Genomic DNA, 16,180 nt, shown 5'->3' on the forward strand with positions numbered 1-16,180 from the left:
CCTATGCGTTCCTCTATGTCCGTTCGCTATGCCCGGTCTGATACCCTCGGCGTCATTCCTAATGCCTGAATCAGAAAATCGCGTTGCAATATCAACAAGTTGCGGGCGACCGTTGGGTCATTGGTCATATGGGTGATGCCCGTGAGCGGCAGGAACGTATGTGGCTTGCCGGCTGCCATAAGAGCCTGGGACAGGCGCAGCGAGTTGGCGATGCTCACATTGTCGTCCGCGAAACCGTGAATCAGCATGAGCGGGCGATCCAGACCAGGCGCGTCTTCGATAATGCTGTTGGCGCGATAGGTTTCCGGGTCGAGACCGAGATACCGTTCGGTGTAATGCGTGTCGTACAGGGTCCAGTCGGTGGGCGGGGCGCCAGCGCATGCCGCGTGGACGGTTTCCGGCGCGTCAAGTACCGACAGCGCTGACAGGAACCCGCCATACGACCAGCCGATCATCGCCACGCGGTCGGTGTCCGCTTCCGGAGCGGCTTGCTGCAAGGCGTGCACGGCTTCGACTTGATCGGCGAGCGTGACCCGCTTCATGTCGTGGAAGATCTCCCTGTCCCAGCGTGGACCGCGACCGGTCGTACCGCGTCCGTCGGCGGTGACGACGAGGAATCCTTGATCCGCCCACCATTGCGCGTCCCAATATGCGGATTGGCTGAGCGTGACTTCCTGGTGGCCCGGACCGCCGTATGGTTTGAGCAGGACGGGCAGACGTTCCGCGCTCGCATATGGGCTGTCGAGGCTCGGCCGGGTGATTGCGGTATACAGCTGGTGTTCGCCCAACCTGACGAACCGGGTATTCGGCGTGAATCCCGGTGTGGCCGCATGATTGGCGATGTCAGCGCGCAGATGGTCATCTAGGGAGGGGAACCGGTCTGCGGTTGCGGGATTGCCATCGGCATCGAGCGCGAACAAGTGGACCATCCTTGATTGCGCATGATCCATATCCCTGCCGGACATGACGATTCCTCGACCGCTTCGTGAAGCGGTCCATACGCCGGGCGATATGGTGACCGGCGTGATTGAACCGTCGAAGCCGAGCCGCACCACGTCGAAGCTGCGGGCGTCATGAAGGTCCGCTTGATTGGCCCACATATCCGGTACGTCGGCTGCTTGCGGGTTGTCAGGCGTGCGCTGCACTACGGCGAGAACGTCGGTATCGCCGGCGTCCAGAACCGTGCGCACCTGCCATCCGACCGGGGTGAATGCCTTGCCGTCAACAGTGAGTCGATTGGTGTCTGTGTCCATGTCGTTGAATGCGCATACCAGTCGCCCATTCGGGGTGAATGCCGGTGTTCCGGCGATCAGGTCGAGCCATTGGGGATTCGTGTGCTCTTCGAGTACGGTGGTGGTGCCGTTGTGTTCGACTTGGAGCACCTGATCGTGGTTTTGCAGACGGTTCTGTACGAGCAGCAGCGGGCGATGCCCTGCCTCCCAACGCACGACGGCGAGATACTCGTAAGCCTTGCGATCCCAAGCGATGCGTCGGGCGTCCATGCCGCTGTAACGGCCGTTGCCGTCGAATTCAAGGTCAACCAACGTGAGGAATACGTCCGCGTTGCGGGTCAACGCTTGCGGATACCGGCGCGCGGTTGCGTCGCGATCGGGGTTCGCCGGGTCGCTGATATGCCACGTCGGTTCCGCGGAACTGTCGAAGGTTTCAAAAATGACGGCATTGGAGTCGGGCGACCACCAGAATCCGTCGTACCGGTTCATCTCCTCCCCTGCGGCGAATTCCGCCAATCCGATGGTCCACGTGCGTTGGGCGGGGTCGGGACCGTTGTGCACGCCCCAGATCGCATGGATGCCGTCGTGGAGGGAAGATTTGCCGCTTCCGTCGGATTCGCCGGTTTGCGGCCAATCCGCGATATCCACCATGACCAGATGCTCGCCGGTGGTGTACAGCACGTGTCGGCCGTCCGGCGAGATGCGGGGGTTGAGTACCGGTACCAGGTCGTCCGGATTGGCGTTCGGTGCGAGGCTGTCTTCGTCGTCCTCGTCCGCACAAGTATGCAGGCCGTGAGCGGAATCGATCTCCGTGATATCGGTGTCATCCGATGGCGCGGCCAAGGCGTCAACGGCAAGCTGGCGTGTGCGCGACCCATGGCCGTCCTTGTCGATTTGCGTGAGGAACAGCTGGCTGTTGATGGTGAATACGACGCGCTCGCCTGCCGCATCAACCGAATACGACACAATGCCTTGCCCGCCTTCGCGTGCTCGTTCGCGGCGTGCTCGTTCTTCGGCGGGAACCTCTTCGGCGTCGGCGTTGGGGAGCAGCTTGCGTGGATCGGCGAGCAGGATTTCTTCGTGCTTGCCGGTGGCGGTGTCGAATGTGCTCAACCATAGTGAGGTGACTGTGTCTTCCGGACCGTCGGAGCGCAGGAATAATGCTCGGGAGCCGTCTGCGATGACGGTCGCCGAACGTGGTGCTCCGCATGTAAAACGCAAGCTTCGGGCTTTGCGTTCAGGGAACTGTTCGATGGCCGATGGTGCCGCGGATGCGGTATCTGATGTTGGTGTGACGCCTGATGCTGTGCCTGATGTCATGGGTGTGCTGGGTGCGCCGTAAGCCGTGTGGTTTGGGCTGTCACCGGCGGTGCCGATGGTGTTCGTATGGAGTTCGCTCATGGTTTCAGCCTACTCTGATGAAGGCCGCTGGGCGCATCCCATTGCTGGAACGTGGTGCAGTGCCGGTGTCATGTCCTGAGTGCGTGACGCTCCTTCTTGCGATGGGGTCGTCTTGTTGGCCATGTGTCATGCTTGTGCACCTTCTTCGTAGCGTCGTACATGCTTGATGCTCTTGGCAAGCTCGTCACTGATGTGTTTGTTTCCAACGTTTCTGACATGATTCCTGTATACTTTTGGGGCAGCATCACCATCCACGCCCCATTGAATGAAGAAATTGCAAGTATTGGCGCTTGATTTTGGTCGAAGTGATGACACAGCGTAGGATGGACGAGGATATAGAAAGGGATCACTATGAGCGTTCTCGACCGTTTTGAAAAGAGCGTGGAAGGCGCCGTCAACGGTGTGTTTTCGAAGTTCGGGTCCAAGGACCTGCAGCCCGTCGACCTGTCAAGCGCCCTCGAGCGTGAGATCGACGCTGAAGCCATGCCGGTCGGTCGCGATCGCACAGTGGCCCCGAATGAGTACCGTTTTAAGCTGAGCACCCCTGATTTTGATCGGATTGAACAGTGGGGCAGCGAAGCGCTTGCCAATGAGCTTGCGGACAATCTCACCCAGTACGCCAAGAGCCAGAATTACGCCTTTGTTGGACCGGTTGTGGTGATTTTTGAAGAAGACCTCGACCTCAGCAAAGGCAACTTCAAGCTGAGTTCGGAATCCGTGCAGGGCAATGCAGTGCCTGTCACGACTGACAACCAGTCGCAGGACAGCCCGATGCTGGAAATCAATGGTAGCCAGTATCTGCTGACCAAGCCGAAGACCGTGATTGGCCGCGGTTCCGGTTGCGACATCGTCATTGACGATCCGGGTATCTCCCGTAAACACCTTGAAATTGACATTACCGATAACGGCGTGATCGCTCGCGATCTCGGCTCGACGAACGGCACATTCGTCGAGGGCCATCAGATTCCGGCGGCCACGCTGCTTGACGGCAACACCATTACCATCGGCCGAACCCGCATCCTGTATTGGGCTTCGTCACAGGATCAGGACTGATTCAGCCTGAGAGCGAGTTTCGTTATGCCCACCGAACTTACCTTCGCAATCCTCAAGTACGGGTATCTCATCCTGTTGTGGGTGTTTCTCTGGCTTGTCGTTCGTTCTTTGCGTCGTGACATCGAGACGTTCAGTCCCCATAAATCATTCTCACGTCGTCGACGTGACCGTAAAGCACGCAAAGCGTCGAAGAATGCCGCGCCCGCGGTACCGTCTGCGGGGAGGCAGTCCGCGCCTTCGCAACGCCAGTCCGCCCAGCCGACCTTGCTGGTGGTTATTGACGGTCCGCTTGCCGGCAGTTCTGTTCCGTTGGGTAATACGCCGATTACGCTCGGTCGCGCCGCGTCCAATACCGTCGTACTCGATGATGAGTTCGTGTCGTCGCATCATGCTCGTGTCTATCGTGATCCCACGACGGGCTCGTGGGTGATCGAGGATCTTGGCTCCACGAATGGCACGGTAGTCAATCAGCGTCGTATCGGTGCTCCTACAGTGCTGTCCGCACGTGTTCCTGTCCGTATCGGCGCTACAACATTCGAGCTGAGGTGATGCCTGATGCCGAATGCAGCCAAGCAGACGTTGTTCCTTTATTCGACCACCGTTTCCGACGTAGGTACGGTTCGTAGCAACAATCAGGATTCCTCGTTCGCAGGGGAACGCCTGATCGCCATGTGTGACGGCATGGGTGGCCATGCCGGCGGTGATACCGCATCCACAATCGCCATACGTTCGCTTGCCCATATCGAACAGGATGACGAACAAAGCAGTGTGGAAGCTGTGGCGCAGATGATGGAAACCTCCGTAATGGCTGCGCATGATGCGATTGTCGGCAAGGCGAAACGTGAACGTAAGCTGGCTGGCATGGGGACGACGGTCACCGCCGTTGCCTTGGTATCGGGCTATTGGGTCCTGACACATATCGGCGATTCCCGCGCCTATCTGCTGCGTGACGGCAAACTGTCACGCATGACCACCGATCACAGCTACGTGCAGCATTTGATCGACACTGGTCGTATCAGTCCCGCCGAAGCGCGCAACCATCCGCAGCGTAACGTGGTGATGCGGGTACTCGGCGATTTCGATATCGACCCTCATCCGGATATCGCCATATGCCAGGCTCATCCGGCCGATCGCTGGCTGCTCTGCTCGGACGGTTTGTGTGGCGTGCTTGAAGATTCGACTATCGAGGAGATGCTCAGCACGGTCTCCGATCAGGAGGAATGCGCGCAGCGCTTGGTGTCCATGGCGTTGAAGGCCGGCAGCACGGATAACGTGACCGCGGTGATTGGCGACGCCACACTCGCCCTCGATGCAGACGCCTTCGACTTGCCGCACCAGACCCCGCTGATTGGCGGTGCGGCAAGCGCCAGCCTTGAAGCAATCGCCGATATCATGCATAAGCCGGTAGCCTCGGCTCCGGTGCTGCGGGCCGGCAAGAACTCGCCGGCGCAACGTGCAGCCGCATTGGTCCAGAGTGCAGTGCATGCGGAGCAAGACAAGGCGGTCAAAGAAGAGGAACAAGGGCCGAAATCCCGTGTGGCCCAGCCGTCGCAAGTGCGCGAGGAAAACGGCGAGATACCCAACACTGACACCGGCGAAATCCCCGTGGTCAAGAAGCGTGACGGCCGTATTTCCGCCGACCCCAATGATCCAGAGGTTGCGAAGGCCATCCAGCGTGAGCAGGCGCAGCAGAACCGTGCACATCGGCAGCGCGTCCACCTGTCTCGCCTCGGTATCATCGTCGCGATCGTCGTTGTTATCGCGGCGCTGGTCGGTGCCGCATTCGCTGGCTACCGGTGGAGCCAAACCAAGTATTACATCGGTGAGCATGACGGCGTGGTGGCGATTTATCAGGGTGTGCCGACGAACGTATTCGGCGTCGAACTGTCCCACGCGATCCAAGACACCGACATCAAAGTGTCCTCCTTGCCTCAGTCTTGGCGCGAGCAGCTGCGTGACGGCATTACCGTGGATAGTTTGAGCGAGGCGCGCAGCCATGTCAAACTCATCGAGCAGGAGATGAAAAACTTCAAGGAGACTGAACAGGCGAACAACAAGGGATCTACGGATTCAAGCGGCACAAAGTCAGCGAGCCCGTCATCCACACCATCCGCCAGCGCAACCTCCAGTCCGTCCTCCAGTCCGTCCTCCAGCGCGGCTGCATTGCGCGTTCCCCTCCGGAATGTGACCGCATGGTCCGCCGACGCGTGGGTGGTGATTGGATGATCGTCACACGTCTGCGCCAGATGTCGTTGATGCTGCTTGCGATGGCAGTCAGCCTCATCGGCTTCTTCCAGATGTTTGAACGCACTGCCGGGACGTTCCCGAGCAACTACATGCTGCTGCTCGGTGTTGTCGCGCTGCTGTTCATCATCCTGTGGTCGCTGCTGCTGAAATTCCAGCCGTACGCGAGCCAGTCGATTCTGCCGTGCGTGCTGCTGCTTACCGGTATCGGCGTCACGCTCATCGCGCGTATCGATCAGCAGAAAGGCACCCATGTCGGCACAAGACAACTGACTTGGCTGTGCTTGGCGTTGGTGTTGTGCTGCGTTCTCGTGGTCTGTCTGCGGGACTACCGCGTGCTCAGGCGATTCTCATACGTGAGTATGGTGGTCGGCATCGTGTTGCTGCTTTCCCCGATGATTCCGGGTTTGGGCAAGACGATCGGCGGCGCGCGCATCTGGATTCGTATCGGTCCGTTTTCTTTGCAGCCTGGTGAATTCGCCAAGCTCTTCATCGCATTCTTCTTCGCTTCGTACCTGTTCGATCACCGTGATCAGCTTGCCGTCGGCGGCAAGAAAGTGCTGGGACTGCAACTGCCGCGTATCAAGGATTTGGGTCCGATCGTGGTGGTCTGGGCCATGTCGATGGGTGTGCTGGTCATGCAACGCGATCTCGGCACATCGCTGATGTTCTTCGCGATGTTCGTGTGCATGCTGTATGTGGCAACCGGTCGGAAAAGCTGGATCGTCATCGGTATTCTCGCATTCGCGGCGGGTGCGGTTATCGCCAGTCGCCTGTTCGTGCATGTGGACAACCGTATCGATGCTTGGCTGCACCCCTTCGACGCGAAGGTATACAACCGGCAGGGCGGCTCTGAGCAGTTGGTGACCGGCCTGTTCGGCCTTGCATCCGGCGGCCTGATGGGCACTGGTCTGGGACAAGGCCATCCGAGCCTGACGCCATTGGCGAATTCCGATTTCATCTATTCGTCCGTAGGCGAGGAACTTGGCCTGACCGGTTTGTTGGCCGTGCTCGCCCTGTATTTGGTGATTATTGCGTCCGGTCTGATCACTGCGATGAAAATCAAAGACGGGTTCGGCAAACTGCTCGCCTCTGGACTCGTGTTCACCATGGCCGTGCAGGTGTTCACCGTCGTCGGCGGCATCACGCTGGTGATTCCGTTGACCGGTTTGACCTTGCCGTTCATGGCTGCAGGCGGTTCGTCGTTGATTGCGAATTACATCCTGATCACCTTGTTGCTGGTCATCTCGAACGCTGCGAACAAGCCAGAGCCCGAATTGACTTCCGATACGTTCCAGTATGAGGCTCTGGCCGTGCTGCGTGACCACGAACTCAAGGAACGGGCAAAAACGGCTGCACAGGATGCGAAGAACCAGGAAAAGCAGCATCATCATGGTGCTCATGCAGCCCAGGCCTCCCAAACCGAGGACGCCCCGACCATCGCGGTGCAGGACGCATCGCAGTCTGAACCGTTGTATGATGCACAAGACCACGGTGATTGGGGAGACTGGCGCGATTTCGCCGATGATGACGATTCCCCGACAGAGACGACCAGCCATTGGCCGACGCGTGCGTCACGCACAGAAGACGGGCTGGACCATGCCGAAGCCGATGAGGAGCCCGGCGGGAATATTCCGCCGGCGCCTCCGGAGTCTGCGGCGCGAACGGTGAAAGGAGGAGCCCAATGAACAAGAGTCTCAGGCAGATTTTCACCGTCGTCGTCGTGTTGTTCGTGATTCTGGGATGCTCCACCACAGTGTTCACCGCGTTCCGCGCGAACGAGCTGAATTCCGACCCACGCAACCGTCGGGCGTTGTACTACCAGTTCGGTGCTCCTCGAGGGTCGATTCTCGCGTCTGACGGTACGATTCTCGCAAAGTCGGATCCTTCGAACGACGCGTTCTCGTATCAGCGCTCCTATGCCAACGGTGAAGAATACGCGCCCGTCACAGGCTTCTTCTCCATCAGCCAGAACGCGGACCGCGGCATTGAAGCGTCCCGAGCCGCGTTGCTGAGCGGAACATCGAGCGCGCTGGCGGTGCAGAAGTTCAAGGCGCTGCTTACCGGTACGGAGAACAAGGGCGCTTCCATCGAGACATCCATCAGCACGAAACTGCAGGATGTCGCCTATCAGGCGTTGACAAGCCGCGGATATGACGGGGCGATCGTCGCCATCGTACCGAAGACCGGCCGAATCGTTGCGATGGTGAGCACACCCAGCTACGATCCGAACGTGCTTGCCCAGCATGACACGACCGCGGTCAATAACGCTTACGCCCAGCTGACGTCGAACGCAACCAATCCGATGCTCAACCGCACGATTTCCGAACTGTATCCGCCCGGGTCCACGTTCAAGACGGTTGTCGCGGCGGCGGCACTGGAAAGCGGCAAATATCAGGCGGACACGCAGATTCCCGCGGGCAGCTCGTACACCTTGCCGAACACGGCGACCCAGCTGACGAACACCACCGCGGCGGCGAGCGGCACCAACGGACAGTTGACGTTGTCCGATGCTCTTGCATATTCGTCCAACACCGCATTCGCCCAACTCGGCGTCGCTCTCGGTGACGATGCCATCGCAGAACAGGCGAAGAAACTTGGCTTCGGCCAGTCGATCACTGTGGATGGTTCGGCTTCCACGGGCAACCCGATGAAGGCGGTCGCTTCCACCTTCCCCTCGAATCTGTCTGCGGACAAGCTCGCCCTCGCCTCCATAGGCCAGGGAGATACGCTCGAGACTCCTTTGCAGAATGCGATGATTGCGGCGGCAATCGCCAACGGCGGTACGTTGATGCAGCCGACGCTGGTTGACCGGGTGCGTGCGAGCGATCTGTCAACCATCTCGGAAACCAGCCCCACGGTGATGTCTCAGGCCATGAGTTCCAACACGGCTTCGGCACTGACCTCCATGATGGAGGACGTGGTCACGAAGGAAAGCCCGACGCTTGCCATCGACGGTGTCAAGGTGGCCGCGAAAACCGGAACCGCGCAGATCGGCACAAGTAACCAGTCCAATGATGCGTGGGTGATGGGCTTCGCTCCAGCTGACAATCCGCAGATCGCGGTCGCTGTTGTGGTACATAATGTCAATACGTTCGGTGTTACCGCTGCCGGTCCGATTATGAAGCAGGTGATGGAGGAGGCGTTGAAGCAGTGAAACTGATTGAAGGGCAGCTGATTCATCGCCGGTATCGCTTGGACCGCAGACTTGCGCAAGGTGGTATGGGCGAAGTCTGGAAGGGCTATGACATTCAGCTTGGACGTCCCGTCGCCATCAAAGCGTTGCGCAGCGATGCCGCAAACAGCGAGGCAAAGCTGCGTCGCTTGCGCGCCGAGGCACACAATTCCGCGAATCTCGCCCACCCGAATATCGCCGCACTGTTTGAATACTATGAGCATGACGGCATCGGGTTCCTCATCATGGAATACGTGCCGAGCAAATCCTTGGCGGATTTGTACCATGAAAAAGGCGCGATGGACCCCACCGAGTTGCTACCGATTCTGATCCAGGTGGCTCGCGGGCTGTTCGTCGCCCATTCGCATGGCGTAATCCACCGTGACGTCAAACCGGCGAACATCATGGTCTCCGACGATGGAGAAGTGAAAATCACGGATTTCGGCGTGTCGTACTCCACAAATCAGGAACAAATCACCCAAGATGGCATGGTGGTCGGTACAGCGCAATACATTTCCCCGGAACAGGCCCAGGGCAAGCAGGCAACAGCCCAGTCGGATATTTATTCGCTGGGGGTCGTCGCGTATGAGGGGCTGTGCGGGCATCGTCCATTCACTGGCGCGACCCCGGTTGATATCGCAGCAGCACATGTGAACGAGCCGGTTCCGCCGTTGCCTGACACGGTTGATTTGCAATTGCGGCAATTTGTCATGTCCATGTTGGCCAAAGATCCGCGGGATCGCCCGAAGGACGCCTTGATGGTGTCGCGCACGCTGTCACGTATTGACCGGCGGCTGATGGACCAGGAAACCAAACTGAGTGACGACACAACCATTGTGCCGTCTCACGGGCGTCTGCCCCGCAGAGTGAGCAGCACGCCACACGTCGGTGCGGCTGATCCGGCAGATACGCCGGACGCACAGCGGCCGAAACAAATATTCATTAGCGGAACTGCGGAGCCGCGGACAGTGAGTTCGACATTCCGCCCGCAATGGAAGGAGCAGCAATGAGCAGCAGTGTACCCACTTCGTTGGCGAACGGCCGATATCAGCTCGGCCAGCTCGTTGGCCGGGGCGGCATGGCGGAGGTGCGTGTGGCGCTCGACAAGCGTCTGGGACGTACTGTAGCCATCAAGATCATGCGCTCCGACCTCGCCAATGACGAGATCTTCCTCACGAGGTTCCGCCGTGAGGCCCATTCGGTCGCGCAGATGAACAACCCGAACATCGTTAACATTTACGATTCGGGTGAGGAAACAATCGTCAACGACAGCGGACAAACCGAGCGCGTGCCTTACCTGGTGATGGAGTACGTCAAGGGACAGACCCTGCGTGACATCATCAAGGCGAACGGTCCGCTTAGCCAGCGAGACGCCGAACAGGTGATGCTCGGAGTGCTCAATGCGCTCGAATACTCGCATCGCATGGGCATCATCCACCGTGATATCAAGCCCGGCAACATCATGATTTCCGACCAGGGCGTCGTGAAGGTCATGGACTTCGGCATCGCGCGCGCCTTGGACGATTCCGCCGCCACCATGACCCAGTCGCAGGGCGTCGTCGGCACCGCTCAGTACCTCTCCCCCGAGCAGGCGCGTGGCGAGACCGTCGATATGCGGTCTGACTTGTATTCCGCCGGCTGCGTGCTCTATGAGATGCTGACCGGCCGCCCGCCGTTCACCGGCGATTCCGCGGTCGCCATCGCCTACCAGCATGTCTCCGAGGCTGCGACTCCCCCGAGCGCGGTGATTCCGGGCTTGCCGAAGATGTGGGATAACATCTGCGCGAAAGCCATGGCGAAGGATCGGCAGAACCGGTATGCGACAGCAACTGAGTTCAAGAACGATATCCTGACCTTCATGAACGGCGGGGTGCCGATTGCGGCGACGTTCAATCAGCTGACCGATTTGGCAAATCCGGGCGCTCGTACCGGTGAAGCGACTCAGGTGCTCAACCCGCCGCAAGTCACCACGCAGACCAACCCGGTGATGCCGGTGACTACGAATCCTTTTGTTGATCCGGAAGGTGAGACGCGCGCGCAGCAACGTGAGGCGGAACAGCAGCAGCGTAAGAAGAAGCGCATCATTATCGCTGTGATCGCAGCCATTGTCGCTATCGCGGCAATCTGCGGCATCGTTTTCGCGCTCATGCATTCCAAGAAAACGCAGATGGTCACCGTCCCGACCTTCTCGTCCTCCACTACCGAGGCGGGGGCTGAGGCGAAGCTTGAGGCTGCTGGACTGAAAATCAAGGTGGAAACCGATACGAATTCCACCGAGCCGAAGGGCACATTCACCAAGCAGTCCCCTGCAGGCGGAAAGAAAGTCGCTGTCGGTTCGACGGTCAAAGTGTGGTTCTCTGCCGGTCCGTCAACAGGTACGGTCCCCGATGTGAGCGGCAAGTCACAGGATGATGCGCGTTCGGCGCTGGAAGCGGCAGGATTCAAGGTGGCCTCGAGCACGCAGACCGAAGACAGTGACACGGTGTCCAAAGACAATGTGACGCGCACGAGCCCGGCAGCCGGGTCGAAGCAGTCGAAGGGCACGACGATTCTGCTGTACATCTCCTCGGGCATGACCAAGGTGCCTGACGGGTTGGTCGGGCAGTCGAAGGACACGGTGCTCAGCACCTTGCAGGAACGCGGCTTCAATACGTCGGTTGAGGAGGAAAGCTCTGATACGGTGCCGTCCGGTGCTGTGACGCGTCTTGACCCGGTTCCGGGAACGTCTATCGAGCAGGGCTCCACCATTAATGTGTATGTGTCCAAGGGTAAGGAGCAGGTGACTGTTCCGTCGGTTGTCGGCGCAACATATGCATCGGCTAAGGCGACATTGGAAGGCCTCGGCTTCACGGTGTCCAACTCCACGCAGAATGCGAAGGACACTGATCTGGTGACCGCTCAGAATCCGACTGCTGGAACGCAGGCGGATAAGGGCGCGTCGATTACGCTGACTACAAAGTCTTCGTCTTCGTCGTCGTCTTCGTCTTCGTCGTCCTCTGCTTCAGCTACTGGTTCGACGCAGCAGGAGACGAACCAGCCGTGATTAGCAGCTGATGAGCAATTTGCCGGCCAACGTGATGGCCCGGAACACCGTATGAGTGGTGTTCCGGGCCATCACGTTTCATAGGTTGTCTGTGTGGGCCGTTTGTGCGGGTTGTTATCTGCGCTGCCGACCCCTTTCCCAAACTGGTTACGCTGGCGACGGTCTCAGCGTAGCTGGTTTGTGGGGTTGGCTGTTCCGGTGGTGTGCGCTGCCATTCTCCGCCTCCCAAACTGGTTACGCTGGCGACGGTCTCAGCGTAGCTGGTTTGTGGGGTTGGCTGTTCCGGTGGTGTGCGCTGCCATTCTCCGCCTCCCAAACTGGTTACGCTGGTGACGAGCCTAGCGTAGACAGTTTGGGAAGGACTGCTGCGGTTTTTGGATTGTATTGATGCGCGTCAACGATGATTGCGGCCGAGAATCGCGTTTTCGCCTGCCTGCGCACTTGTCTACCGTGCATCGCCTGCACTTGTCCACCGCCGCGAACCCACTGCCACGTGCGAACCCTTCGCCACCGCCACACGCGGATTCAGCGGGTCTTCATGATCTTCGGTTGACGCCCCTTCGCATGCTCCACGGCGTTCGTCTGCCCGCACACGGCGAGCCAGTTCGCCAGCAGCCGGTAGCCGTCCTGCGTCATCACCGATTCGGGGTGGAACTGCACGGCGTACATCGGCAGCGTGCGGTGCTTGATGCCTTGGATGGTGTGATCGTCGAGCGCACGTGCCGTGACGACCAAATCATCCGGCAGCGAATCCGGTTCAATGGCAAGCGAATGGTAGCGGGTCGCGGTCATCGGGTTCGCGATACCGGCGAAAATCTCATCATCGACATGCTCGACCTGGCTGGTTTTGCCGTGCATGATGGTCGGCGCGTGATCCACAGTCGCCCCGAATACCTCAGCAAGCGCCTGCAACCCGAGGCAGACACCGAACATCGGCTTGCTGGTCGCCGCGCACAGGCGAATCATGTCTTCGCTTGCCCCGGATTCCGATGGGGTTCCCGGGCCAGGTGAGATGAGGACGCCGTCATAGCCATCAATGACCCCCGGCTTCGACGGGTCGATCGCATCGTTGCGCACAACATCCACATTGGCGCCCAACGTGCGCAGATAACCCACAATCGTGTAGACGAAGGAATCATAGTTGTCGACGACCAGGATATGCGCTGAATCCGTCATTGCCTCTCCTTTACCGGTATGTATTGCAAGCCATCTTACACAGCGACATAGTTCGACATCTGCTGGAGTATCGGTATTGTGGACGCCGCCCACGGATATACCCATTGAAGCAGCGCGGCGGCTGCGGCGACGGTGAGCAGCGCCATCAGAATGATGCGAATCGGCAGCACACCCGGCTGAAGCCGCAGAATCGTGCCGTAAATGCTCGCTTCCGGACGTTGCTTACGCCCGTCATGGATGGCTTTGAGCACAGGCCAGCGCCACACGATGGCGGCAGCAATGAACAATACGGCGTACATGACGAGCGCCCACTGCACGATTGGCATGAGGGAATCGAGCTTCGATACGGCTGATTGTTTCGGCGTGCTGGAGAAGCTGACTGCCCCAGAGGCATTGCCTGAATCGAGTTCGGCGGGAATCCCGTCGGAGACTTTCGCCCAATACGCGAATTCGGCGTATGCGATCCAGCGGTGGGTCGGTGTGGAATATCGCGGGGTGCATGTCGTCATGGTGAGCATGCGCTTGGTGGGCGCGCTGCCTGGCTGCTCCGGGTTGGCGGCGACCACTTGTGTTTCGGTGGGCAGCACGACAAGATGCTTGGTGTACCGGTACACGTACCAGTAATCCTGGGTGCGGATGATGATGGCGTCACCCGTTTGCAACAGGTTGATGTCGGCGAGCGGCGAACCGTAGCCTGCGCGGTGGCCTGCAAACGCGAAATTGCCGATGGCGCCCGGCATCTGGCTTTCCTCGTAATGACCCATGCCGTGCTTGTTGAGCTGCTCGAGACTGGTTCCCTGGACGATGTTGCGCACCCATTGGTTGCCGAATCGTGGGATGTAGACTTCCGCGACGAGGTCGCCTTCATTCGCGCTGGTCGGTTGTATAGGGGGTTCTCCCGCCTGTTCTTTGGCGATTGCGGTGCCGGATCCGCTTTGCGCGGGCTGTGTCCAGGTGGTGGTGGCGGATTCGCGGGCTTGGGCTTGGGTGTGTTCTGATTGCACGCCGGTCCACCAGAACAGCCATACGATGTACAGCGCGCAGATGACGGCGGCGGTGATGAGAAGTTCCGCGATGATTCCGATGATTTGCCACCCTGCTCCGAGACGTTTGGTTCGCTCGGGTTGTGGGGTGGGATCGGTTTTGGCTTGCTGTGCCGGTGAAGCTGCGTGTTGACGGTGGCGCGCCGGTTGATATGACGGTGATGTTGGGTCGCTCATGATTGATGGTCCTGGTATTCGATGGGTAAATCGTGCGTCATGCGGTCAGTCCCCTGATGTGCCGCCCGATGACGAGTTCGAAGTGTCTGTCCCGGTGGAACCGGATGCGTCGGTATTGCTGCTGTTGTCGGTGGCGCTGCCGTCCGTCCCGGTGGAACCGGCGGAGCCGCTCGGTGTGCTGCCGGTTCCGCTTGCGTCGTCTGAGGTGCCGGAGTCGTTGGAACTGTTGGAGTCGTTGGAATTGCTGGAATCGTTGGAATTGGAAGTTCCACTATTGGTTGCCTTGGCGTATTTCAGCGGTTGCATCGCCAGCGGGGATTCAGGGAATTTCAGCGTATCCTTCGTCTCAACGTCCCATCCGAGCCCGAACGCGCTCACATACTCTTGGTACACCTGCACCGCTTGTGAGTCAGCCAGCGCATTGAGCATGTTCTCGGTCGGTCCGATCGCGGAAATCGTATACGGCGGTGAATACTGCTTGCCTTGCAACATCAGCACGTTGCCGACGCATATCACGGCGGAGTTGAACAGCACGCGCTGGTCTTGGATCATCATCGCCTCTGCCCCGCCGGCCCAGAGCGCGTTGACCACCGCTTCGATATCCTGCTGATGAATCACGTAATCGTTGATATTCGAAGCCGAACCGGAACTGTTCACCATGGTTTTCCACAGCGGTGAATCGTCCAGCGTGACTGTGATGCCCGGCCCCTCAACAGCAGGCAGAACGGTGCCTGAGCCGGCGTCCTCGCTGTTGGATGAGTCGCTGTCCCCCGTGCCCGCAAGCTTGTTCAAGGTGTTGATCTGCGAGTTGAGTTTGCTGACTTCGCTGCGAAGTTTGTCGGCTTGTTCCACACGTTGTTCAACCATCTGCGCGGTATCGGAAGTGACGGTCGCGGTGCGGTTCACGCGGATGTTGGTGGCGAGCAGGAAGCCGGTGAGGGCGACGACGACGAACACGGCTATGCCGCCCAGCATGGAGTGTTTGACCCCATGTTTCCCGGTGTGTCTGCTCATGTCGCCTCCGCCGTGTTCGCTGCTTTCGAGTGTAGCCGCTATGATGACTTTTTAGCCTATTCGAATGGAGACTATGCACATGGCTGACGAAGAGCTGCACGAAACCGACGAACAGTCGGTCGACAACGTGTCGGACACCACCGCGTCCAATGACGGAGCGAACGATGACGATTACGGCATCCCGATGGATGAAGTCGAGGCCGTGCTGAACGCTACCGCCGACAAATCATCGATGACTCCGCAAATGCAGCGCATGATGAAGCGTCAGGCTGAGAATACGAAACGCGTTGAGGAAAGCATCAAAAGCACCAAGTCGAACCCGCGTTGGTTCGTGCCGCTGTTCTGCGCGTTGATGATTATCGGCCTGGTCTGGGCGGTGGTGTACTACCTGACCGGCAAGTATCCGATTCCTGCCATTGGCGCGTGGAATCTTGCGGTCGGCGGTGCGCTGATCATGATCGGCTTCCTGATGACTATGGGGTGGCACTGACCGCTCCTCGGCTGCGGTGGCCGCCGCTCTGAGCGCATGACGCCCGGCGGCCACTGTGCGACCGCCAACTGCGCAACCGTGAGATTTCGCGTTTTCGGTGAACGCCACGGTGCGGTGTTGTGGCATCGATGA

12 protein-coding genes and 1 pseudogene are annotated in these 16,180 nt (G+C 59.2%); 9 read left to right on the forward strand and 4 right to left on the reverse strand.

The window, feature by feature from the left end; genetic code table 11:
• Window positions 1–26: 26 nt before the first annotated feature.
• Window positions 27–2,633: a S9 family peptidase gene (locus tag DSM100238_RS05080; protein WP_152355602.1), complete on the reverse strand. Its 2,607-nt coding sequence runs from the start codon at window positions 2,631–2,633 to the stop codon at window positions 27–29.
• 159 nt (window positions 2,634–2,792) lie between these two features.
• Between DSM100238_RS05080 and DSM100238_RS09625 the strand changes: the two genes are divergently transcribed.
• From DSM100238_RS09625 to pknB, 8 genes are read left to right on the forward strand one after another with little or no spacing between them, the layout of a single operon-like run.
• A complete protein-coding gene (locus DSM100238_RS09625; protein ID WP_276608012.1) occupies window positions 2,793–2,927 on the forward strand; it encodes a hypothetical protein in 135 nt (44 codons plus the stop codon).
• Window positions 2,928–2,984: 57 nt separating this feature from the next.
• Entirely contained in the window at window positions 2,985–3,686 is a 702-nt protein-coding gene (locus DSM100238_RS05085; protein WP_015449566.1) for an FhaA domain-containing protein, read from the forward strand.
• Between the two features lie 24 nt (window positions 3,687–3,710).
• The gene (locus tag DSM100238_RS05090; RefSeq protein WP_152355603.1) at window positions 3,711–4,235 is read left to right on the forward strand and encodes an FHA domain-containing protein FhaB/FipA; all 525 of its coding nucleotides are present in this window, start codon (window positions 3,711–3,713) and stop codon (window positions 4,233–4,235) included.
• 6 nt (window positions 4,236–4,241) lie between these two features.
• Window positions 4,242–5,912 carry a PP2C family protein-serine/threonine phosphatase gene (locus tag DSM100238_RS05095; protein ID WP_152355604.1) on the forward strand — a complete coding sequence of 557 codons (1,671 nt, stop codon included), beginning with the start codon at window positions 4,242–4,244 and terminating at the stop codon, window positions 5,910–5,912.
• On the forward strand, window positions 5,909–7,618 hold the full coding sequence (locus tag DSM100238_RS05100; RefSeq protein WP_152355605.1) for an FtsW/RodA/SpoVE family cell cycle protein: 1,710 nt from the start codon (window positions 5,909–5,911) through the stop codon (window positions 7,616–7,618). The genes DSM100238_RS05095 and DSM100238_RS05100 overlap by 4 nt, the downstream gene beginning before the upstream one ends.
• On the forward strand, window positions 7,615–9,087 hold the full coding sequence (locus DSM100238_RS05105; protein WP_152355606.1) for a peptidoglycan D,D-transpeptidase FtsI family protein: 1,473 nt from the start codon (window positions 7,615–7,617) through the stop codon (window positions 9,085–9,087). Before DSM100238_RS05100 ends, DSM100238_RS05105 begins: the two co-directional genes overlap by 4 nt.
• On the forward strand, window positions 9,084–10,115 hold the full coding sequence (locus DSM100238_RS05110; RefSeq protein WP_152355607.1) for a serine/threonine-protein kinase: 1,032 nt from the start codon (window positions 9,084–9,086) through the stop codon (window positions 10,113–10,115). The genes DSM100238_RS05105 and DSM100238_RS05110 overlap by 4 nt, the downstream gene beginning before the upstream one ends.
• Window positions 10,112–12,148 carry a Stk1 family PASTA domain-containing Ser/Thr kinase gene (gene pknB / locus DSM100238_RS05115; protein ID WP_152355608.1) on the forward strand — a complete coding sequence of 679 codons (2,037 nt, stop codon included), beginning with the start codon at window positions 10,112–10,114 and terminating at the stop codon, window positions 12,146–12,148. Before DSM100238_RS05110 ends, pknB begins: the two co-directional genes overlap by 4 nt.
• A 525-nt stretch (window positions 12,149–12,673) precedes the next feature.
• Here pknB and DSM100238_RS05120 read toward each other — a convergent pair.
• The 3 genes and pseudogenes from DSM100238_RS05120 to DSM100238_RS05130 all read right to left on the reverse strand — a co-directional run.
• Entirely contained in the window at window positions 12,674–13,324 is a 651-nt protein-coding gene (locus tag DSM100238_RS05120; RefSeq protein WP_152355609.1) for an anthranilate synthase component II, read from the reverse strand.
• A 35-nt stretch (window positions 13,325–13,359) separates the two neighbouring features.
• The gene (locus tag DSM100238_RS05125; protein WP_152355610.1) at window positions 13,360–14,544 is read right to left on the reverse strand and encodes a class E sortase; all 1,185 of its coding nucleotides are present in this window, start codon (window positions 14,542–14,544) and stop codon (window positions 13,360–13,362) included.
• 264 nt (window positions 14,545–14,808) lie between these two features.
• Window positions 14,809–15,558: pseudogene (locus DSM100238_RS05130) on the reverse strand (DUF881 domain-containing protein); the annotation flags it as partial.
• Window positions 15,559–15,622: 64 nt separating this feature from the next.
• On the opposite strand from DSM100238_RS05130, the gene crgA reads away from it, so the two are divergent.
• Window positions 15,623–16,048, forward strand: coding sequence for a cell division protein CrgA (gene crgA, locus DSM100238_RS05135; RefSeq protein ID WP_205730690.1), 426 nt, complete (start codon window positions 15,623–15,625; stop codon window positions 16,046–16,048).
• The last annotated feature ends 132 nt before the right edge of the window (window positions 16,049–16,180 follow it).

Origin of the sequence: Bifidobacterium apri (genome assembly GCF_009299485.1) — a bacterium.
Taxonomy (GTDB): domain Bacteria; phylum Actinomycetota; class Actinomycetes; order Actinomycetales; family Bifidobacteriaceae; genus Bifidobacterium; species Bifidobacterium apri.